The following is a 21,890-nucleotide window of genomic DNA, read 5'->3' on the forward strand; positions in this document are numbered from 1 at the left end:
GGATATGCCTATTTTACAAATAAAAGATGTGACAAAGGTTTATGAAGGCAAAGTAACACATCGTGCGTTGAATCAACTAAGCTTTGATGTTGAAGAGGGCGAGTTTTTAGCAGTCATGGGTCCATCAGGAAGCGGAAAAACTACATTATTGAATATTATTTCTACGATTGATGAACCAACTAGTGGTGAAATTATTTTAGACGGTTTAAATCCACATAAGCTAAATGCAACAGAGCTTGCCTACTTCAGAAGGAGACAGTTAGGTTTCGTTTTTCAGGATTTTAATCTGCTACACATGCTGACTGTTGAAGAAAATATTGTGTTGCCGCTAACGTTGGACCAACAACCATTAGAAGTCATGGAGGAACGTTTGGCAGGCATTGTTGAAAAGCTGGATTTAACTTCTTTTTTGGAAAAACGACCAAATGAAATATCTGGTGGGCAAGCACAAAGAACAGCTATTGGACGAGCACTTATTCATAATCCAAGTCTGATTTTGGCGGATGAGCCAACTGGTAATTTAGATTCGAATTCTTCGCGCGATGTACTTGAACTTTTAACAAAAATCAATAAGGAAAAACAAACAACGATAGTCATGGTCACACATGATCCGATTGCAGCGAGCTACTGTGATCGTGTGTTATTTATTAAGGATGGGGAATTTTTCAATGAAATTTATAAGGATGATCGCCGTCAAATGTTTTTCCAACGCATATTGAATGTTTTAAGCTTACTAGGAGGAGGACAAGTAGGTGACCTTTCGACAATTCGCTTACCGTAATGTCGTACGGAACAGCCGTATTTACGGAGCCTTTTTCATGGCAAGCTTTTTTTCTGTGGCTGTGTTTTTTATCTATTCCATGCTAATGTTTCATCCAGATATTGAACGAGGAATTTTAGGTGAGGTATCGTTAATTGGGATGATTGGTGCTGAAATCGTACTTGTCCTCTTTACACTTTTCTTTTTGTATTATTCGATGAGTGCTTTTTTAGAGGCCAGATCACATGAATTTGCGATTTTATTGCATCTTGGAATGGAAAGACGCCAGATGAATAGATTAGTTTTTTTAGAAACAATGATCATAGGATCAGGTTCCATTATTGTTGGTATTATATTTGGCTTCTCTTTTTCAAAATTTTTTTTCATGATTGTGCGAGAAATTTTACATTTAGATCAATTGCCATTATATGTTTCTTGGCAGCCGTTTTTGCTAACAATAGGTGTCTTTACTAGCGCTTTTGTGGTCATCTCGTTTATCAGTGTGTACTTTACTCGTGAAAGAAAGTTACGTGATCTTATTAAAGGGAATGACTATTTAAATAAAGGTTCCACTTATTCGAAAATCCGAGCAATATATGGTATTGCCCTCGTTTTATCCACATATATTCTAGCGTTTATTGTAGCGAATACATCATTAATTGGATTGACCTTATTAATTCCGTTTTCAGCGACCTTTGGAACCTATTATTTTTTCAGTGATTCGCTGCCTTGCTTTTTAGATGTAGCCCGAGGCAAACGAAAATTCCATTGGCAGCGCTATCGCCTTCTTTCATTAGCTGAGCAAACCCATATTATGATGGATAATGTGAAAATGTTTTTTGTTGTAACAATGGTGTCAACCTTGGCATTTTTATCGGTTGGGGTTTTAGCGACAATGTCTTCTTATACGACTCAGTATGATCGTTTAAATCCACTAGGGCTTGTGTATAAGGGCGATGTAGACAATCCATATGAACGAAGTCATATTAATTCTTTACGAATTCAGTTAGAGGAAAAGGGTTTATCATATCACTTATCTCGCTTCGTGGTAATAAAGCAAACTTCTTCTTTTACCCATAATGAAGTGGAAGTTTTTAGAGAATCAGATATGAACGTACTACTATCATCCTTTAGCTATCCACTGCTTGATTTGGCATCAGGAGAAGCTGTGTTCATACCCTATTCAGAGGATTCCTTACAAAAATTAAAAAATAAAGTTGTACAAACTATTTTGGAGGAAAATTCTATCCCGATTACTATAGATAGTGTTTATCCTAAAATCATATTCCCTGGCTCCATTGTCAGTGTCAATTCAATTATTATAAGTGATGAGGACTTTGCCAGACTAATTAAGCCGATTGTTAACAAAGATGTTGAGCAGCCTGTTTATCATTTATTCACTTTTTATATTCCTCAATGGATGGAAACAAAGGATATTGGCAGTGATATTGATGAGATAGCTGTATCTCAATATTTCAAAAAGAAGGGTAAATTTAGCCCATTCTATTTTGAAAACGCAGGATTAAATTATTCTTATATATTAGCTACCTACTCATTATTTACATTAGTAGGTGTTCTGGTGGCAACAGTATTTTTATTAGCGGCAGGCAGTTTTATTTACTTTAAATTGCATACCTCTCTTGAACGAGAGAAGCGTAAATTTGATGTTTTAAAAAGGATGGGCTTAACAGATACAGAGCTTAAAAAGCTAGTGAATCGACATCTTTTCCCACAATTTTTCTTGCCATGGGGTGTTGCGATGATGCATAGCGCCTTTGCCTTTCTAATGGTTCAAAGTATTTTAAAGGATATCGCTAATATTTCCATTGTTAAGGAAGTTTTCTTTGCATTTGGTTTCTTTGTTTTGATACAAGTAATCTATTTTTATTTAATTCGTTGGCGCTATATCTCCCATATCCGTTCGTAAGGAAAGTGTATAAAAGAGAAAAAAATGAATTATTTGACGGATTTTTTGACATGAAATAAAAAGTTTCATTGTCTTTTAGTTATATTTCTTATATAATATTACTGAATCACGATTCATTTTATCTTTATTCAGTAGAAGACTTCCACCTCTAAGGTGGTGATATGGATGCGGGTGTAATTCCTTTTCAAGGGATATCCAAACAACTACTGAATGAAGATAAAGCCTCCGGCGGATGTTACGGATTATTAAAGGAATAAATTACAAGCACAATTCAAAATCCGGACGCATTGTTTATCTGTAGCGAAAGCAAAGCGGCAGCTACAATTATGCCAAGGCGAAATTGATACGATAAGGGGATGGTGTAATTGAATTTAGTTTCGAGTGTTCGTCAACAAGCAGTACAGCAGCCAGATAAAATTGCGTATCATTTTATGGGGAAAGATACGACATATGGCGAGTTTGAGTTTACAGTTGGACGTTTTGCAAAGGGGTTACAAGAATTAGGCGTAGAAAAAGGGGACCATGTAGCATTTTTATTAGGCAACACACCGCACTATTTAATTGCCTTGTATGCAACGATGCGCTTAGGTGCAACAGCAATACCAATCAACCCGATTTATACACCTGATGAAATATTTTATATTTTGCATAATGGCGATGTAAAGGCAGTTATTGCACTTGATGCTCTTCTACCTCTAGTAGAAAAGGGTGTACAAGCTTTTCCACAAGTAACATCATTTATTATTTGTGAAACAGCAGCCGATACCGCAGAAAAAATAGCTGCCTTGTCACAAGAGGCAAAAGCAAAAACGCATTTATTTACACAAGTGATTGCTAACGTATCAGACTCTTTACAGCCTGTAGAAGTTGCCGATGATGATAATGCCATTATTCTCTATACTTCTGGAACAACAGGTTCTCCAAAGGGAGCCATGTTGACGCATGAAAATATTTATTCAAATGCACGAGATGTAGCACATTATTTAGGCTACAAAGCTGATGATCGTATTATTGCAACTTTGCCAGTTTTCCATGTATTTGCGTTAACGGTTGTTGTGAATGCACCTTTATTGAGTGGAGCAACGGTATTACTTACACCACGCTTTAGTCCAACTGAGATTTTCGCCTTAGCAAGTGAGCAAAAAGCAACTGTATTTGCTGGTGTACCTACAATGTATAACTTTTTATATCAATTACCTGAGGGCAATCCAGAAGATTTCTCGACAATCCGCTTAGCAATCTCAGGAGGCGCTTCTTTACCTGTGGCACTATTACATAATTTCGAGAAGAAATTTAATGTACGTGTTTCGGAGGGCTATGGCTTATCAGAGGCTTCACCAGTAACTTGCTTTAATCCATTAGATCGTGATCGTAAAGCAGGTTCAATTGGGACATCCATCTGCAACGTTGAAAATAAAGTTGTAGACGTAAATGGGCAAGAGGTGCCTGTTGGTGAAGTTGGAGAGTTAATTGTTAGAGGACCTAACGTTATGAAGGGGTATTATAAACTGCCTGAAGAATCAGAGATGGCTATACGTGATGGCTGGTTATATACGGGTGACTTAGCGAAGGTTGATGAAGAGGGGTACTTCTATATCGTTGATCGTAAAAAAGATATGATTATTGTAGGAGGATACAATGTCTATCCAAGAGAGGTTGAGGAAGTACTCTTTGCTCATAACAATATTGTTGAAGCGGCAGTTATAGGCTATCCCGATCCTAATTTAGGGGAGGCTGTTCATGCATTTGTGGTCTTAAAGGAAGTAGCAGCAACCTCCACAGAGGATCTACTTGCATATTGCACAAAACATATGGTGAAGTATAAGGTTCCTAAAGTCATTGAAATTATGGATGAACTACCGAAAAATACAACAGGAAAGATTTTGCGTCGCTCTTTAAAAGAAAAAGTATAAAATGAAGTAGCTACTATTGAAAAATGGTAGCGCTTTTTTTATCTTCATTCAGTAGAAGACTCCCACCTCTACAGGTGGTGAGATGAATGCGGTTTTGGTTCCTTTTCAGTGGGTGCCCAAACACCTACTGAAATAGAGGAACTCAGTCTAAGAACGCCACGTCCTGTGGCAATTTATCTGTGCGAAAGCGAAGCGACAGCAACACACAACTGAGTGACCAACATCATGTTGCTGCCGCTACGTTAGCACTACGCTTTCGCACAAAAAACATCTGTTGGCCCAAAGCCTCCGGCGGATGTCACGGATTTTAAAAGGAATGAATAAAGGATGTTAACCTAAAACCTTCGCATCCTGCGAAAACGGCTAACTGACCTGCCTCGTGCAGGCCTGGGCACAATTCAAAATCCAGACGCAATTACGCCAAGGCGAAATTGATTGTACAATGCTAGTTTGTAAAAAGAATTGCTCTTGCATGAAATAAGTTGAGCGCAGCTACCGGGAAGTGATAAAATCAAACTTGTGACAACTGTTACATACTTTATCAAGGCTTGTCATATAGTGAGAAAGTAGTCTATAGCAAGCTGTATACAATAATGGAACCCTTTGGTGTATAGTTGCGTCAAAGCATTTAGAAAATTAAATTGAAAGAGAGCATTCGGAAAAATGATAGAACTCATCAAGGAGTTAATTAGCTTTATTGTGCATATCGATGTGCATTTAGAAGAAATCATTAGCGATTTTGGTAATTGGAGTTATCTTATTTTATTTGCCATTGTTTTTGTTGAAACAGGTGTTGTCATTTTCCCGTTCTTGCCAGGTGATTCATTGCTATTTGCAAGTGGTACATTAGCTGCAGCAATGGGTGCATTTGATATGTGGATACTAATTCCCGTATTTTTAGTAGCTGCGATATTAGGAGATACGATGAATTATCATATTGGTCATAAAGTTGGAACATCCATTCCGCCAAAGAGCTTCCTAGGAAGGGTCATAAAAAAAGAGCGTATGGAAGCCGCAGAAAAATTCTTTAATACACATGGTGGAAAAACTATTGTCATCGCACGCTTTATGCCCTTCATTCGGACATTCATACCATTTGTTGCAGGTGCAAGTAAAATGAAATATAGCTACTTCATTATGTATAATGTTGTAGGCGCTATTTTATGGGTATTCAGCTGTACATTATTAGGATATTTCTTTGGTAATATTCCAATTATTAAAGATAACTTCTCAACAGTGCTTATTTTAATTATCCTTATATCTGTAATACCAGCCGTAATCGGTGCTATTAAAGCAAAGAATGGAAAATAATATGGACAGTCCAAAAGTGATAAAAAATCACATGGGCTGTCCTTATTTCAACTTCTTTCAGCAAATGTCTTTTGTACCGAAAGCGTAGCGGCAAATGTTTTTTGCGCGAAAGCACAGCGACAGCGGCAGGTACAGAAGACTCCCACCTCTATAGGTGATTAGGTGAGTGCGAATTTTAGCAACTTTTCAGCGAGTGTCCAAACACCCGCTGAAATAGAGGAACTCAGGCTAAGATCTTCACATCCTGTGAAAACTCCTGAGTGACCAACATCGTGCTGCTGACGCTACGTTAGCACTACGCTTTCGCGCAAAAAACATCTGTTGGCCCAAAGCCTCCGGCGGATGTCACGGAATAAATAAAGGATGTTAGCCTAAAATCATCGCATCCCTGCGATAACGGCTAACTGACCTGCTTCATGCAGGCCTAAGCACAAAGCCGATTCCAGACGCAATTATGCCGAGGCATAATTGATTTTATCTTAAAAATTGTATAACCCCCTGAGAATCCTCAATATCTGTTCCACGAGGTGTTTCAATAACAATAAAATTGGAAGAAAGATAGAAGATGGTAGATGAAGAATCATCATCTAAATCTACCTTTCGATTAAAATCTAAAATACCTAATGCTGCTTTAATACGATGATAATTGACTTCATGCCTCGATAAAGCTTCAATCCAAAGCTGGTTCTGTGACATATAAACATTTGGTAATGGGATTTTATCTGAAATATCAATGCCATCGATAATAGCTGGGAATTGATAATAGGTAATAAGTACTTTCCCTGCTGGAATATTGTCATTATTAAGATGACGAATGTTAAGATTAGAGTCAGAATTTATTGCCACTGGCAAATTATCACCTAGAAAATCTATTTCCCATGTTTTCTTCTTATAGTTATCTGTTAAAAAAGAAGAGTTATATTGTTGATCATATTTTTGGATAGATTCAATATTCTTTTCAATTTTCTTTAATTCTGATTTCGATAATACCTGTATGGATGAATCTGCAAAAAAGCTAAGATATAGCAGTGCAAATAACCCAAGCGCGATATATGCTGTAATCCCAATAGATAGACGTTTAAGTGTCCAGAAATTTTTTGTTTTGTTATTTACCTTTCTTAATACAAACAAGACCATGATAACTAATAATATTGGAATCAATAATGAGAGTAAGAGTACTGTAAAGTTTGTCATTTGCGAGATACCTCCGATTTATCAGCAATCCAAATACAGAGAGTAAAGCATAATATAGATACAATTACATAAAATCCGCTAAGTGCGAGATCTGGTAATTGTATGAATGGTTGAAAATTCACAAACTTAGGAAAAATAATAGGTGAAATAATGACAATTGCTAATAACACAATTGCCGATATTTTTATGATACTTGGGCCTTGGAAGCAGTAGCCAAATAGTAAACCGATTGCGCCAAACAAACAAATGCTGCAGAGGCATACAATAAAAATCGATGGTGAAATAATGAGTTTATCAATAATGAGTGACTCCTTTTCCATCAACGACAGGCCTAATATTTGTATATAGTAACTAGCTAACATAATCAAGACAGCAATAAAACTATAAAGAATAAGGACAAGTATATTTGCGATTGCACTTGAAGTTCGACTTGAAATAATAGATAAATCATCCATGCGATACGCTTTTGTAGTAAAGATAAAAGCTGTTATAAATGCCCAAAATGCTGAAATTATAAGAAACATATCAAGCGAATAAATGGAGAACTGAACATTTAAATTTCCACGTCCATGGCCACTTGAAGCACTCCCAGAGCTGAACAGCAATGCGCCAAAAATAACTTGTAAAATTATAAGGGAGCTAAGGGCTGAGCTATATAATTTGGCTTTCCATTTCACTTGCTTTTTGACAATCGTTTTAAGAGACATATTAGTCAAAGATTGCATCGATATCACTTCCTTTATTATTGGTTAAATACCTACAAATCTCACTTGCAGTAAGGGCTGATTTTGTAATACCTTTTGTTCGAAGCACTTCCTCTGTTATGAAAAGCCTGCTTGCATCAACAATTGCTGTAGACACTCCAGCTACAATCTGATGGGCATAAACGTCTATATCAGAAAGCAAGGATTCAATCATTTCACTTGGCCCGTTTAAGGCAATTAATTGTTCCTTCAATTCATCTACAGAGACATGTGTAACGACAGTTCCCTCATCTATAAGTAGAATTTCCTCCAAAATGGACTCCATTTCCTGTAAATGATGACTAGCAATTAAAATTGTCCGAGGGAAGGCTATGTATTCCTTTAGAATGGCTCTATAAAAATCTGTTCGAATTGCTTCGTCCATTCCATTCATTGGCTCATCTAATATAGTTAAAGCACAGCGGCTTACTAATCCGTAGACAAGATTAAAGGTAGCCATTTGTCCTTTAGATAATTGTTGATGTTTAGCAGAAAGATCAATGTTTGCATATTGTAGCAGGCGATATGCTAACTCACTTTGCCAATTTGGATAAAAATCAGCACCCATTTTTAAGATTTCTTCTAGTGATAAGTAATCTGAAAAGCTTAATCGATCATCAATTAAAATTGTGTTGGCAGCAGTTTGAATATTGTTAAAGGAATTCTCATTAAACACATGACAGAAACCATTAGTCGGTTTTAGGAAGCCTGCTATAATTGTCAGCAATGTTGATTTACCAGCTCCATTACGACCAATAACACCGATTATTTTTTCACCATTTATTGTACAAGTAACATCTTGGAGTGCATGAAGACGCCCAAATTTTTTAGATAGCTTTTCACATTGAATAACATTCATTTCAATTCCTCCTGTGTTTTTTGAATAAGTACCAGCAATTCCTCATCAGAAACTAGTAAGCGTTGTGCCTCTAAAACAATCTCTTGAGCCATCTTTGTTAATATTTCACTACGACGTTTCAATAAAATCCGATCCTTTGCATCTGCTGCAACAAACATACCCAGCCCCCGTTTCTTATAAAGAAGTTGTTCTTCAAGTAAAATGGTCAGTCCTTTACCAGCCGTAGCAGGATTAATATTGAATAACTCTGCTAGCTGATACTGTGAATAAACCTTTTCGTCTGCTTGTAACCGATTGGCGATAATTTCATGCTGCAGCCATTCGGCAATTTGAATATAAATGGGTATTGTACTATCTAAATGAATATGCATGAAAACCCTCCTTTCATTTTGGGTATCACAGTACATTAGTGTTGTAATGTACTATAATTTAAATTAAATTAAATGTCAAATAATACTAAGCGTATTTTAATGTGTATGGATGCGAATTTTTTTACAAGTAGTTATAAGGTTTTGTTTAACTGCAGAACATTTTTAAATGTATGATGAATGATGAGCAAATGGTCATGAAAAAATGTTATAATATTCATTATTAAATAATGGAGGAATGGGGGCGACAATATGGAAGTATTTATTGGCAGACAGCCAATTTTTAATCTTCATGAACAAGTTGTTGCATATGAATTGTTATATCGAAGCAAAAATGTGGATACTTTTCCGATGGTTGATTCAGATGCAGCAACAGTCGATGTATTAGTAAACTCATTTCTTTCAATTGGAATAGAAGAAGTTACAAACGGTAAGCCTTGCTTTGTCAATTTCACAGAAAATCTACTAATGAGCTCAATTAATGAATACTTAAATCCATCTCAAGTGGTCATAGAGATTTTAGAGGATGTTCCTTTGACACCACAGCTAGTTGAGCGGGTTATAGAGCTTAAATCATATGGGTATAAAATTGCTTTAGATGATTTTATATTGGATGAGCATGTACAAGTTTATGACGAGTTATTTGTTCATATTGACTTTATAAAGGTAGATTTTCTATTGTCGCCTTTGCATGAACGTATGGAAATTGAAAATAAAGTAAAGGAAAAATTCCCTCATATTAAATTGCTTGCAGAAAAGGTTGAGACACGTAATCAATTTGAAATAGCAAAGCATTCAGGCTATGAGTTATTTCAAGGTTATTTTTTTGAACAACCTCAAATTATAAAAGCAACTGATATACCAGTGAATACTATCCAATATTTTTATATTATTTCGTTGTTAAAAGAAGAGGAACCTAATGTACAGTTATTGTCTGAAAATATTGAACGTGATATTTCGTTAACCTTTAAATTATTGCAAATGGTTAACAATTCTTCTAGACGCTCAAATTCGAAGGTACGCTCTATAAAACAGGCAATTTTAATACTTGGAATAGCCGATTTACGCAAATGGATTTATTTATTAGCAATGCGGGAAATAGATAGGGATTCGGATTCAGATCTTTTTAAAGAAGTGGTGAGAACGTCATTATTTAGGGCGAAAGCATGTGAGAAATTAGCGAAGCTCTCCTATAAACAAAATTTTTCAGAGTATTTTTTTGTGGGCATGTTTTCATTGATTGATACTTTACTGCAAAGACCATTACATACTATTTTACAGCAACTACCATTTTCTGAGGATATAAAAGCAACCATTTTAGGGTATCAAACAGAGATGACGCCATATCTAGAATTCAGTATTGCACTAGGGAAACTTGACTGGGATAGCTTAGAAGAAATAGCTCCCCAAATCAATATAGATTTGACAAGAATAGATTTTTTATACCATGAGGCAATCGAATGGGCAGAAAAATCAATATAAGCATTGCAGAAATAAGTACCCTTTAAATGCTCTTTCAGGTACTTATTTTTTGTTTTTATCGAATAATTTGTTATATACAAATTGATGAAAGTAAATAATATGTAGGATTATTCTCTTCATCATGATGAAGTTCTCAACGTGAAAACTATTTGCTATAATCATCTCGTCTTAAAAAAATTCTGATAGTTGAAGTGGGCGTGGGGAAATGAAACATGATGTTCGGGAAAGCATTGTGGAGTATGTGTATGTGATTGTTGGGGCGGCAGTGATTGCTATTGGTTTTAATATTTTTTTATTACCAAATCAAGTCGCTTCAGGCGGAGTAAGTGGAATAAGTACAATTTTACATGGTTTATTCGGCTGGAATCCGGGGATAGTTCAATATGGTTTTAATATTCCATTATTTATTGCTGGTGTATTATTCCTTGGCAAAAAATTCGGGGTAAAATCGTTTGTTGGCACAGTGACTTTACCGTTCATTGTATTATTAACGAATAATTGGGAACCTTGGACTGATAATCCTTTACTTGGTGCGCTTTTTGGAGGAATTGTTGTTGGTTTAGGAATAGGACTTGTTTTTAAAGGGAATGCTTCTACTGGTGGCACTGATTTGCTAGCGCAAATTATTACAAAGTTTACCGGATTATCTCTTGGTACAAGTGTACTATTGATTGATGGGGTCATCGCCATTAGTGCAGCAATTGTTTTCGACTTAGAGAAAGGTTTGTATGCTCTGATTGGATTATTTGTGACAACAAAAACGATTGATATTATTCAGCTAGGCTTTAGCCAATCCAAAATGGTTTATATTATTACGATGAAACAAGATGAGGTACGTGATGCCATTTATGCTGAAATTGATCGTGGTGTGACACAATTACCTGCAATTGGTGGCTATACAAGGGAAGCACGACCAGTATTGATGGTTGTCGTTTACCAAACAGAATTCACAAAGCTGAAACAACTCATTAAAACCGTTGATCCATCAGCGTTTGTTATTGTTTCTGATGCTTATGAGGTATTAGGAGAAGGTTTCAAACGTGCATAATTTTGGTATAATATCATGGAAGTATATTTATTTTGAGGAGGGGTACTAATGAAAAAAGCAATGTTAACATTAGTGTTCGGTTCAGCAATCTTTTTAGCTGCTTGTGGCGGTGGTAAGACGACTAATGAAGGTACAAAAACGAATGCAACACCAGATGGTGAAGCAATTGCTATGAAATCATGTATCACATGTCATGGCGGCGAATTGCAAGGTCAGGGTAATGCACCAGCGATTAAAGATATAGGCGCTCGTTTATCCGAAACAGAAATTTTAGATGTTATTGAAAATGGTAAAGGTTCTATGCCTGCAGGTATTGTTAAAGGTGAAGATGCAAAAGCTGTTGCTAAATGGTTAGCAACTCAAAAATAAGATTGTCTAAACTAGCGGACTGGAGAACCGCTAGTTTTTTATGTTTTGCTTCCTTTAGCGAACGAGAGTAAATACATTTCTTTTATACATAGTCATGCTAAAATAAAGTGATACTGCAATCAGAGAGACTGATTGTAAGTGAAAAATGGACAAATACGGTTAGTTGTAGAGACCGTTAACGGAACAAACAATATTCAATTCCTTTGAAATGGAGGCTTCTAACATTGGTCGTAGTATTAACAAGAGACGTGATGGAGAAATTTAAGTTAGATCTATTAGCTGGCGAGGAAGGAATTGGAAGAACGATTGTCACTAGTGATATTTCTAGACCAGGGCTAGAGATGGCAGGATACTTTACCCATTATCCTGCAAATCGAGTACAATTACTTGGGAAAACAGAATTGTCCTTTTTTGAAATGTTACCAGTAGATGTTAAGCTTGAGCGTATGCGTTTACTGTGTTCACAAGATACTCCAGCTATTATTATTTCTCGTGATTTAGAGGTGCCCGAGGAGCTATTACAGGCTTCTAATGAAAAGCATGTACCTGTTTTTAAAACACATATGACAACAACGAAATTTTCTAGTAGACTGACCAACTATTTAGAGGGGCGCTTGGCACCAATGACAGCTGCACATGGCGTGTTAGTGGATGTTTATGGTATTGGTGTGTTAATCATCGGCAAAAGCGGCGTAGGAAAAAGCGAAACTGCACTTGAGCTTGTCAAGAAAGGTCATCGATTAGTAGCTGACGATTGTGTGGAAATTCGCCAGGAATCAGAGAATTTTTTAATTGGTAGCCCGCCTCCACTTCTAGAACATTTACTTGAAATACGAGGTATTGGCATTATCGATATTATGACGCTTTTTGGAGCAAGTGCGGTAAGACCTTACAAGCGTATTACCTTAATTATAGAGCTGGAGATTTGGGATCCTGAAAAGGTTTATGATCGTTTGGGTTTAGAGGAAGAGAAAATGAAAATTATCGATACAGAATTAACTAAATTAACAATTCCTGTAAGACCTGGGCGTAATGTATCTGTTATTATTGAAGTTGCAGCAATGAATTATCGCTTGAAAAAAATGGGTGTTAATGCAGCAGAGGAGTTTTCAAGACGTTTGGATGAGGTGATCTCTTCAGCTGATGAATTAGATGATTAATTGTTCATAATTAGGATAAAATGACCTATAGAATGGATAGAAATTGAGAGGAGCATTTGATGGATTTATTACTATTGCAAATTAACCCGATTGCTTTTCATTTGGGACCAATTCCCGTTCGTTGGTACGGGTTGTTAATTGTATCGGGTATTATTTTGGCTTATATTGTAGGTCAAAGAGAGGCTGTTAAGCGAGGCTTACCAGAGGATTTTCTTGCAGATTTATTACTATGGGCAGTTCCTATATCAATAATATGCGCACGTATTTACTATGTTTCAATGCGTTGGGATTATTATAGTGAAAATCCGGGGAAGATTATTGAAATTTGGAATGGTGGTATTGCTATCCATGGTGCATTAATTGGGGCATTTATAACAGCATACATATTCACACGTAAAAAAAATGTTAGTTTTTTACGTGTAGCGGATATAGCAGCACCAAGTATTTTGATCGGACAAATCATTGGTCGATGGGGAAATTTTATGAACCAGGAGGCTTATGGTGGTCCAGTATCTAAAGAGTTTTTAGAAAATCTGATGTTACCAGATTGGATTATTAACCAAATGTATATTGAGGAATTAGGAACATATGTCCATCCTACTTTTTTATATGAATCTGTATGGAATTTCATCGGGTTACTTATTTTACTGTTTTTACGTAAAGTGAATTTAAATCGAGGAGAAATTTTCTTCAGTTATTTAATTTGGTATTCAATTGGTCGCTTCTATATAGAAGGTTTACGTACGGATAGCTTGTATTTAATTGGTGACTTACGTTCAGCACAGGTTGTCTCTATCATCGGTGTAGTAGTGGGTCTTGGTGCGATTATTTACCGACGCATAAAAGTAAAGCCTGCTGTAAAGTATTTGGAAAATAAATAAGGGGTGTAAGACAATGGTTAAGGCATTACTATTTGATTTTGATGGTACGTTACTTAATACAAATGATTTAATCATTCAAACATTTATGCATGTTTTAAATGAGCGATTTCCTGGGCAATATTCGCCAAAAGATTGCCTGAAGTTCATTGGACCTTCTTTAAAACAGACATTTAGCGACATTGCTCCAGGTGAGGAGGAGGCAATGATGGCAAAATATCGCGAATGGAATGAATTACATCATGATGAACTAGTCACTCAGTATCCTGATGTTGTTTCGACTTTAGAGCAATTAAAGAATATGGGCATCAAATTAGCAATTGTTTCTACAAAACGAAATGAAATGATAGATCGTGGTCTTTCTATACTTGATGCTAGTCATTTATTTGATGTCCGTATTGGTACGAACGATGTGAGAAATGTAAAGCCTGATCCAGAGCCAGTATTGCTTGCACTTAAACGACTTGGTGTAAACAAAGAAGAAGCTATTATGATTGGTGACAATTCTCATGATATTGAGGCTGGGCACAATGCTGGTATAAGAGCTGCTGGTGTTGCATGGGCTTTAAAAGGTGAGGACTATTTACTGCAATTCAAGCCGGAATACATGTTGCACCATATGACAGATTTATTTGAAATTGTGAAAGCGGGGTAAGTAAATGGCACGTAAAACAGAACGCTACCGTGTCGAAGGAGCAAACTCCCTGTGGAATATATATGATACGGTGTCCTTTTGGAAGGTGATGAAGTGTTTCATTGTCATTCAAATTGGACGCTTCACACCATCTTTACGTGTGAAAAACTGGCTATATCGAACATTTTTAAAAATGAAAATTGGCGAGCAAGCCTCATTAGCCTTAATGGTCATGCCTGATACCATGTTTCCAGAACGCATTCACATTGGCAATAATACAGTAATTGGCTTTAATACGACGATTTTAGCGCATGAATATTTAATAGAGGAATATCGTCTAGGAGATGTGAAGATTGGTAATGAGGTAATGGTTGGTGCCAATTCAACAATACTGCCTGGTGTAACGATAGGTGACGGTGCGATTGTCTCAGCTGCTACACTTGTACATAAAGACGTGCCAGCCGGCTGTTTAGCTGGTGGTAATCCGATGCAAATTATTTATACTGCTGAGCAAATGGCGGAGCGTAAACGCAACGAAGTTGTAGAGTGGTGTACGACAAAAAAATAATGATCTATAAGGTTGAACAATGAAAAAACTGTTCCAAAAACAAAGGTATCTTTGTTTTTGGAACAGTTTTATTTTAATGTTGGGAATTTGCTGCTACATATTCAGGCTTAAATTCACAATTATCATGATCTCCTAAACAAATGGACTCTGCAAAAGTTGATTTAATCGCTGTACCATCAATGTCATCATTTGTGTGTAGTGTAACTTTGTCTCCAGGATAAAATTCTCCCTTACAAATACTTACGATCATTTGCTCACTTAGTTGTACGAATGGACATGCCATATTAAATCCCTCCAATTTATAGTGTATATGTTTCTACTTGGTTATTAATATTATTCTATAGTGTATTCTTTTAAATGTAAAATTAAAAATAGATTGAGAGTAATAATCAATAAAAATATTGATAATATAGTATTCTATTTGATAATGAAACTGAGAATCATTTTAATTTATGAGGTGATATAAATTATTTTGAAATAATTTATAATTACAGTTAATGAGAATAAGATTTTGATAAATTCATCTTTTTTTAAGCACCTATTCAAAAGATAATCATTCTCATTTTTTAGCTTACTTCTAATTTTGCTACAAATGTCTTTGTCATAAAATAGACACATTCTCATTCTCAATAGGCTACTGTCCCTATTCATGAAATAAAATTTGGAGATATTTTGAATTTCATTATTTTCCATTAGTAAATGTGTATAATAAACAGAATAATCAGTGTTGAAATTGTTAGAGAATTCAAGAGAGTTTACATTGACTGAATGGGAGAAATAAGTTAGAATTCTTTCATAATCTGATTCTCTAATACTCTAGTGAATTAAAGTGAAACGTAAGGAAGTGTCTACATGTCTTCAATAAAAATGTTTGAGAAACCACTTGGAATGCGCGATACATTTCCACAAATATATGAAAAGGTAGAGGCTGTAAGAAATACTGGACGAGACTTTTTATGCAGCAGAGGTTATGAATTTATTAAGACACCTGCCGTAGAGTATTTTGATACAGTTGGTAAAGCTTCTGCGATTGCTGATGCTCATTTATTTAAGCTCGTAGATAGTCAGGGAAACACGTTAGTACTACGACCAGATATGACAACACCAATTGCTCGGGTTGCCACATCTAAATTATTGAAAGAGATGATACCAATACGCCTTGCTTATTTTGCAAGTGTCTTTCGTGCACAGGAGACAGAAGGTGGGCGTCCAGCAGAATTTGATCAGATGGGAATCGAGTTAATTGGAGACAACTCTGTGTTTGCTGACGCTGAAGTGATTGTGACGGCAATGGAGCTATTACAGCAATATGGTTTAACTAAATTTAAAGTCACTATCGGTCATGCCGGCATATTAAATTGTATTTTACAAGATTATACAGAAAGCGTTGAACAGCAAGACATACTCCGAACACTTCTTGTGCAGCGCAACTATGTCGGATTTGAAGAAGCGGTAGAATCTTTTGATTTACCTAAAGCGAAAACCGATGCATTACTTCAATTTATTGAGGAAGCAATGAATTTAAAGCAAATCAAAGATATTGAAAAATATGTGCGAAAAAATGACGCATTAGAATATATGCAACAGCTTGCTAAATTACTTGAAATAGCTAATTTAGCGGACTATGTAGCCTTCGATTTTACACTTTCTAGTCATATGAGCTACTACACAGGCATGCTATTTGAAGTGTTTGCATTAGGAAGTGGATTTCCGTTAGGAAACGGTGGTCGTTATGACGGGTTACTAGAAGTGTTTGGTTCAAAAGTAGGTGCTACTGGATTTAGTATTCGGGTTGATCGTCTATTAGAAACACTTGATGGACTAGCAAATGAGCGTGAAGAAGCAGTGGTTGTGCTTTTTGGGGAAGAACAATTCGAGGAGGCATTAGCAAAGGTACAAGCATTACGAGCGGCTGGTAAACAGGCTACCTTGCAATTAAGAAGTAGCCTAGTCGATGAAAAAGCATTTTTAGCTTATTTTTCTGAGGTAGTTGTTGTTGGACAGGAGGAAGTTTGCGGTGAATGAATTAACGATTGCTATGCCGAAAGGGCGTATTTTTGAAGAGGCATACCAAATGCTTATAGAAGCTGGCTTTAATTTACCAGAGGAAGTAGAAATGTCCAGGAAATTGATGATAGAAATTCCTGAGGAGAAAATTCGTTTTATTTTAGCTAAGCCAATGGATGTTCCTGTTTATGTAGAACATGGGGTTGCAGATATTGGGATAGCAGGAAAGGATGTTTTATTAGAGCAGCAACGAGAAGTGCATGAATTACTGGATCTCAAAATTAGTACATGCTATATCGCTTCAGCAGGTTTGCCTAATACGACGATGAATGAAATAGCGCCAAGAATAGCCACGAAATACCCAAACATTGCTATGAAATATTATAAGGGCATTGGGGAGCAAGTAGAAATTATTGAACTTAATGGATCGATTGAATTGGCACCTATGATTGGCTTAGCAGATCGAATTGTCGATATTGTTTCTACTGGCCGAACGCTTAAAGAAAATGGTCTTGAGGAATATGAATTTATTACAGATGTATCATCACGGTTAATTGCTAATCCAGTAAGCTATCGGATGAAGGGAGATCGTATTATCGATCTAGTAAGACGCTTAAAGAAATGTGTTAACTAAATAGAAGCTACAGCATACATTTATCCGTGGTAGTTATATATGAAAAAAAGGGGAGTAATCCTATGAAAATAACAAAGCTAACAAAGGGTATTTCCTTAAAGCGTCAGCTTGAAAGTGGAAATGAAGAACAGTTAAAGGTAGTACGTCAAGTATTAGCGGATGTTCGAGCAGATGGCGACACGGCTATACGTTCTTATACAGAAAAATGGGATGGCTTTGCACCTAAAAATCTACGTGTGACACAGGAAGAAATAGAAGAAGGCGCTAATGCAATTGATCAACAGCTTTATGATGATTTAACAGAGGCTGCTCAAAATATTCGACTATATCATGAGCAACAAAAACGTTCAGGTTATCGCTTAGAGCTAGAAAATGGGTCATGGCTAGGGCAACGAATTACAGCGCTCGATGCAGTGGGGCTGTATGTTCCTGGGGGTATAGCGGCTTATCCATCGTCAGTTTTGATGAATGTTATTCCTGCACAAGTTGCTGGTGTGAAACGCATTGTCATTTCTTCTCCAGCAGGGAGAGATGGAAAATTACCACCAGGTGTACTTGCTGCAGCGCAAATTTTAGGTGTAGAGGAAATATATAAAATTGGTGGAGCACAAGCCATTGCGGCACTTGCATATGGTACAGAAACCATTTCACCAGTTGATAAAATTACAGGTCCAGGGAATATTTTTGTAGCATTAGCCAAACGTGAGGTATTTGGTGAAGTATCGATTGATATGATTGCGGGACCAAGTGAAATTGCTGTGCTAGCAGACGATACTGCATTTGCGGATGAAGTTGCGGCAGATCTATTATCGCAGGCGGAGCATGATCAGTTGGCATGTGCTATTTTAGTGACGACTTCTGAGCAATTGGCTAAAAAAGTAGCTTATGAAGTGGAGAAGCAATTAACTGCTTTACCACGTCAAGAGATAGCAAGTGCATCTATTGATAACTTTGGAGCGATTTATGTTGCTGAAACGATGGCAGATGCAGTAGATGCCATTAATTCACTAGCACCTGAGCATTTAGAAATTGTGACAAAAAATGCTGAGGCTGTGGCTGAACAGGTTCGCCATGCGGGTGGTATTTTCATCGGGCGTTATAGCTCTGAACCTGTTGGTGATTACTTTGCTGGGACAAACCATATACTACCAACCAATAGTACTGCACGTTTTGCCAGCGGGCTAAATGTTGATGATTTTGTGAAAAAATCCAGTATCGTTTTTTATAGTGAAAAAACATGGGCAGAAAATGCACCGAAAATTGCACGACTTGCACGTATGGAAGGCTTAGAGGGGCATGCACGTGCAGTGGAATCACGTGGATGGGAAAAGGAGTAGTACAATGACAGAAAAAAAACGCTTTGCGAAAGTAGAAAGAACAACAAATGAAACACAAATCTCAGTAGCCATTGATTTAGATGGTGAAGGGAAGGCTGATATTAAAACTGGCGTTGGCTTTATGGATCATATGCTAGATTTATTTATCAAGCATGGACTTTTTGATGGAATAATTCAAGCGAATGGTGATACCTATATTGACGACCACCATACAACAGAGGACCTTGGAATCGTACTAGGTCAAGCGATTCGTGAAGCACTTGGTGATAAAAAGGGCATTAAACGCTACGGCACAGCATTTGTGCCAATGGATGATGCGCTAGCACAGGTCGTTGTAGATTGCTCTAATCGTCCACATTTAGAATACCGTGTACCGCAATTAAAAGAAAAAGTGGGTAGCTTCGATACAGAATTAGTTCATGAATTTTTATGGAAATTTGCTCTAGAAGCACGAATGAATGTTCACGTCATTGTACCTTACGGACAGAATACACATCATATTATTGAAGCAATTTTTAAGGCGTTAGCACGTGCAATCGATGCGGCAGTGGAAATTGATCCACGTGTTAAAGGTGTGCCATCAACTAAGGGGCTGTTAACGTGAAAATAGGTGTGATCGATTATGGTATGGGCAATTTATTTAGTGTAGAGCAGGCATTAGAACGACTTGGCTGTGAGGTGGTTGTTACGGCTGATGAAAAAGCGCTGGATACAACAGATGCACTTTTATTACCGGGTGTGGGAGCATTTCCAGATGCTATGAAACGACTGGCTGAGACAAAATTAGATCGCTATTTACAAAAGGTAAAGGCAGACAATCGTCCACTGCTTGGTATTTGCTTAGGTATGCAGCTGCTATTTGAGGAAAGTGAAGAGGTTACGGCAACAAAAGGCTTAGGATTTTTCAAGGGAAGCATTAAACGTTTCAGTGGTGTGAATGATGGTCAAGTATATCGGGTACCACATATGGGCTGGAACGAGCTTGTCATGACTAATCGTCCAACCTGGCTAACAGCATTGCCACCAGCAAAGCATGTGTATTTTGTTCACTCCTTTTATGCAACAGATATTGATGATACAGAGCTTGTCGCCTATGCGGATTATCATGGTATTCGGGTTCCTGGTATTGTTGCCACTGGCTCTGTAACGGGAATGCAGTTTCATCCAGAAAAATCAGGTGAGTTAGGTGTTTATTTATTACAGCAATGGTTGAAGGGGGTAGCTTCATGCTAACAAAGCGTATTATTCCATGTCTGGATGTGAAAGAGGGGCGGGTTGTAAAAGGTGTGCAGTTTGTGTCTTTACGAGATGCGGGTGACCCAGTAGAGCTAGCCAAGTTTTATGATGAGCAAGGGGCTGACGAGCTTGTCTTTCTTGATATCTCTGCCTCACATGAAGGGCGTGAAACAATGGTGGATGTTGTTCGACAAACTGCAGCGACACTAGCTATTCCATTTACAGTAGGTGGTGGGATTCGCACATTGGATGATATGAAACGCATTTTACGTGCAGGCGCTGATAAAGTATCAGTCAATACTTCTGCTTTAGAGCGACCAGAGCTTATTAAAGAAGGATCTGACTTTTTTGGTGCACAATGTATTGTTGTTGCAATTGATGCACGCTATAGTGATGAAGACGGTACATGGATGGTTTATACTCATGGTGGTCGCAACAAAACTAGTTGGCAAGCAACAGAGTGGGCGAGGGAAGCGGTTCGCTTAGGCGCTGGTGAAATTTTATTAACAAGCATGAATCAGGACGGTGAAAAATCAGGTTTTGATTTAGCCTTAACTAAGGCAGTGAGAGAGGCAGTGACAGTTCCTGTTATTGCTAGTGGCGGTGCAGGAAATGCCGAACATTTTTACGAAGTATTAGCGGATAATGTTGATGCAGATGCAGCGCTGGCAGCATCCATCTTTCATTACAAAGAAACAAGCGTAGCGCAAGTAAAAGAATACTTACGTGAAAAAGGAGTGGCAGTAAGATGATAGAGGGCATTAAATTTGATGATAAAGGTCTTGTTACTGCGGTTGTACAAGATGCCAATACAAAAGAAGTACTAACTGTAGCCTATATGAACAAAGAATCATTGGAAAAAACACTTGAATCAGGTGAAACATGGTTTTATTCACGTTCACGCCAAGAGCTTTGGCACAAGGGGGCAACTAGCGGTCATACGCAGAAAGTGGTATCTATTAAAGCGGACTGTGACGGTGATGCATTAGTTGTGGAAGTACTTCCTGCTGGTCCAGCTTGTCATAATGGCACAACCTCTTGCTTTACAAAGCTTATTCAGCAAAATACAAAGGTTGGCTCTGTTGAGATTATATCTAAGCTTGTAAACGTTATTGAAAAACGTGAGCAAGAAATGCCAGAAGGCGCATATACTACATATTTATTCGATAAAGGAATCGATAAAATTTGTAAAAAAGTCGGTGAAGAAGCAACAGAAGTTGTCATTGGTGCGAAAAATCGAGATGCAGAAGAGGTTAAATGGGAAGCGGCTGATTTGATTTACCATTTATTGGTGTTGCTGCAAGAACAAAAAGTAAGTGTTTATGATGTGTTACATGTGTTAGAAAAACGTCACGAAGAGAAATAACAGCATATTGCTAATTGTATGGTATAATAGAGTTTACTGTGTAAAGGAACGTGGAATACGTTCCTTATTTCTTGTTTCGGAGGAAATATTTTGGAA

The 21,890-nt window shown here is 37.1% G+C and carries 23 protein-coding genes; 18 read left to right on the plus strand and 5 right to left on the minus strand.

Going from position 1 to position 21,890, the window contains the following annotated elements; translation table 11 throughout:
• Positions 1–4 precede the first annotated feature (4 nt).
• From ACQKIM_RS06970 to ACQKIM_RS06985, 4 genes are all read left to right on the plus strand, one after another.
• On the plus strand, positions 5–781 hold the full coding sequence (locus ACQKIM_RS06970) for an ABC transporter ATP-binding protein (protein WP_427541080.1): 777 nt from the start codon (positions 5–7) through the stop codon (positions 779–781).
• Positions 753–2,687, plus strand: coding sequence for an FtsX-like permease family protein (locus ACQKIM_RS06975; RefSeq protein ID WP_427541083.1), 1,935 nt, complete (start codon positions 753–755; stop codon positions 2,685–2,687). The genes ACQKIM_RS06970 and ACQKIM_RS06975 overlap by 29 nt, the downstream gene beginning before the upstream one ends.
• A gap of 365 nt (positions 2,688–3,052) precedes the next feature.
• On the plus strand, positions 3,053–4,600 hold the full coding sequence (locus tag ACQKIM_RS06980; RefSeq protein WP_427541086.1) for a fatty acid--CoA ligase family protein: 1,548 nt from the start codon (positions 3,053–3,055) through the stop codon (positions 4,598–4,600).
• Positions 4,601–5,266: 666 nt separating this feature from the next.
• Positions 5,267–5,911, plus strand: a complete 645-nt coding sequence (locus tag ACQKIM_RS06985) for a VTT domain-containing protein (protein WP_427541291.1) — start codon at positions 5,267–5,269, stop codon at positions 5,909–5,911.
• A gap of 474 nt (positions 5,912–6,385) precedes the next feature.
• Here ACQKIM_RS06985 and ACQKIM_RS06990 read toward each other — a convergent pair whose 3' ends face one another.
• From ACQKIM_RS06990 to ACQKIM_RS07005, 4 genes are read right to left on the minus strand one after another with little or no spacing between them, the layout of a single operon-like run.
• On the minus strand, positions 6,386–7,105 hold the full coding sequence (locus ACQKIM_RS06990) for a hypothetical protein (RefSeq protein ID WP_427541089.1): 720 nt from the start codon (positions 7,103–7,105) through the stop codon (positions 6,386–6,388).
• Positions 7,102–7,830, minus strand: coding sequence for a hypothetical protein (locus tag ACQKIM_RS06995; RefSeq protein WP_427541092.1), 729 nt, complete (start codon positions 7,828–7,830; stop codon positions 7,102–7,104). The genes ACQKIM_RS06990 and ACQKIM_RS06995 overlap by 4 nt, the downstream gene beginning before the upstream one ends.
• Positions 7,814–8,707 carry an ATP-binding cassette domain-containing protein gene (locus ACQKIM_RS07000; RefSeq protein WP_427541095.1) on the minus strand — a complete coding sequence of 298 codons (894 nt, stop codon included), beginning with the start codon at positions 8,705–8,707 and terminating at the stop codon, positions 7,814–7,816. The genes ACQKIM_RS06995 and ACQKIM_RS07000 overlap by 17 nt, the downstream gene beginning before the upstream one ends.
• A complete protein-coding gene (locus ACQKIM_RS07005; RefSeq protein WP_427541098.1) occupies positions 8,704–9,078 on the minus strand; it encodes a GntR family transcriptional regulator in 375 nt (124 codons plus the stop codon). Before ACQKIM_RS07005 ends, ACQKIM_RS07000 begins: the two co-directional genes overlap by 4 nt.
• A gap of 249 nt (positions 9,079–9,327) precedes the next feature.
• Between ACQKIM_RS07005 and ACQKIM_RS07010 the strand changes: the two genes are divergently transcribed.
• The 7 genes from ACQKIM_RS07010 to ACQKIM_RS07040 all read left to right on the plus strand — a co-directional run bounded on the left by ACQKIM_RS07010 (position 9,328) and on the right by ACQKIM_RS07040 (position 15,214).
• Positions 9,328–10,557, plus strand: a complete 1,230-nt coding sequence (locus tag ACQKIM_RS07010) for an EAL and HDOD domain-containing protein (protein ID WP_427541101.1) — start codon at positions 9,328–9,330, stop codon at positions 10,555–10,557.
• A gap of 205 nt (positions 10,558–10,762) precedes the next feature.
• On the plus strand, positions 10,763–11,605 hold the full coding sequence (locus ACQKIM_RS07015) for a YitT family protein (protein WP_427541104.1): 843 nt from the start codon (positions 10,763–10,765) through the stop codon (positions 11,603–11,605).
• A gap of 48 nt (positions 11,606–11,653) precedes the next feature.
• Positions 11,654–11,974, plus strand: a complete 321-nt coding sequence (cccB, locus tag ACQKIM_RS07020) for a cytochrome c551 (protein ID WP_427541107.1) — start codon at positions 11,654–11,656, stop codon at positions 11,972–11,974.
• Positions 11,975–12,198: 224 nt separating this feature from the next.
• Complete coding sequence (gene hprK / locus ACQKIM_RS07025) at positions 12,199–13,134, plus strand: HPr(Ser) kinase/phosphatase (protein WP_427541110.1); 936 nt, start codon at positions 12,199–12,201, stop codon at positions 13,132–13,134.
• A gap of 59 nt (positions 13,135–13,193) precedes the next feature.
• Positions 13,194–14,015, plus strand: a complete 822-nt coding sequence (lgt, locus tag ACQKIM_RS07030) for a prolipoprotein diacylglyceryl transferase (protein ID WP_427541113.1) — start codon at positions 13,194–13,196, stop codon at positions 14,013–14,015.
• A 13-nt stretch (positions 14,016–14,028) separates the two neighbouring features.
• The gene (ppaX, locus tag ACQKIM_RS07035) at positions 14,029–14,667 is read left to right on the plus strand and encodes a pyrophosphatase PpaX (RefSeq protein ID WP_427541116.1); all 639 of its coding nucleotides are present in this window, start codon (positions 14,029–14,031) and stop codon (positions 14,665–14,667) included.
• Between the two features lie 4 nt (positions 14,668–14,671).
• Positions 14,672–15,214, plus strand: a complete 543-nt coding sequence (locus ACQKIM_RS07040) for an acyltransferase (protein WP_427541119.1) — start codon at positions 14,672–14,674, stop codon at positions 15,212–15,214.
• Positions 15,215–15,287: 73 nt separating this feature from the next.
• On the opposite strand, the gene ACQKIM_RS07045 is transcribed toward ACQKIM_RS07040, so the two are convergent.
• Positions 15,288–15,497 (minus strand): hypothetical protein, encoded by a 210-nt coding sequence (locus ACQKIM_RS07045; protein WP_427541122.1) that lies wholly within the window; start codon positions 15,495–15,497, stop codon positions 15,288–15,290.
• A 569-nt stretch (positions 15,498–16,066) separates the two neighbouring features.
• Here ACQKIM_RS07045 and ACQKIM_RS07050 point away from each other — a divergent pair.
• From ACQKIM_RS07050 to hisIE, 7 genes are all read left to right on the plus strand, one after another.
• Positions 16,067–17,239 (plus strand): ATP phosphoribosyltransferase regulatory subunit, encoded by a 1,173-nt coding sequence (locus ACQKIM_RS07050; RefSeq protein WP_427541125.1) that lies wholly within the window; start codon positions 16,067–16,069, stop codon positions 17,237–17,239.
• Positions 17,232–17,855 carry an ATP phosphoribosyltransferase gene (hisG, locus tag ACQKIM_RS07055; protein ID WP_427541128.1) on the plus strand — a complete coding sequence of 208 codons (624 nt, stop codon included), beginning with the start codon at positions 17,232–17,234 and terminating at the stop codon, positions 17,853–17,855. Before ACQKIM_RS07050 ends, hisG begins: the two co-directional genes overlap by 8 nt.
• A 62-nt stretch (positions 17,856–17,917) precedes the next feature.
• A complete protein-coding gene (hisD, locus tag ACQKIM_RS07060) occupies positions 17,918–19,192 on the plus strand; it encodes a histidinol dehydrogenase (protein WP_427541131.1) in 1,275 nt (424 codons plus the stop codon).
• 4 nt (positions 19,193–19,196) lie between these two features.
• A complete protein-coding gene (gene hisB / locus ACQKIM_RS07065; protein WP_427541134.1) occupies positions 19,197–19,796 on the plus strand; it encodes an imidazoleglycerol-phosphate dehydratase HisB in 600 nt (199 codons plus the stop codon).
• Entirely contained in the window at positions 19,793–20,425 is a 633-nt protein-coding gene (hisH, locus tag ACQKIM_RS07070) for an imidazole glycerol phosphate synthase subunit HisH (protein ID WP_427541137.1), read from the plus strand. Before hisB ends, hisH begins: the two co-directional genes overlap by 4 nt.
• Entirely contained in the window at positions 20,419–21,180 is a 762-nt protein-coding gene (gene hisF / locus ACQKIM_RS07075) for an imidazole glycerol phosphate synthase subunit HisF (RefSeq protein ID WP_427541141.1), read from the plus strand. Before hisH ends, hisF begins: the two co-directional genes overlap by 7 nt.
• Complete coding sequence (hisIE, locus tag ACQKIM_RS07080) at positions 21,177–21,794, plus strand: bifunctional phosphoribosyl-AMP cyclohydrolase/phosphoribosyl-ATP diphosphatase HisIE (protein WP_427541144.1); 618 nt, start codon at positions 21,177–21,179, stop codon at positions 21,792–21,794. Before hisF ends, hisIE begins: the two co-directional genes overlap by 4 nt.
• The last annotated feature ends 96 nt before the right edge of the window (positions 21,795–21,890 follow it).

Source organism: Lysinibacillus sp. NPDC047702, from assembly GCF_050272555.1.
Taxonomy (GTDB): domain Bacteria; phylum Bacillota; class Bacilli; order Bacillales_A; family Planococcaceae; genus Lysinibacillus.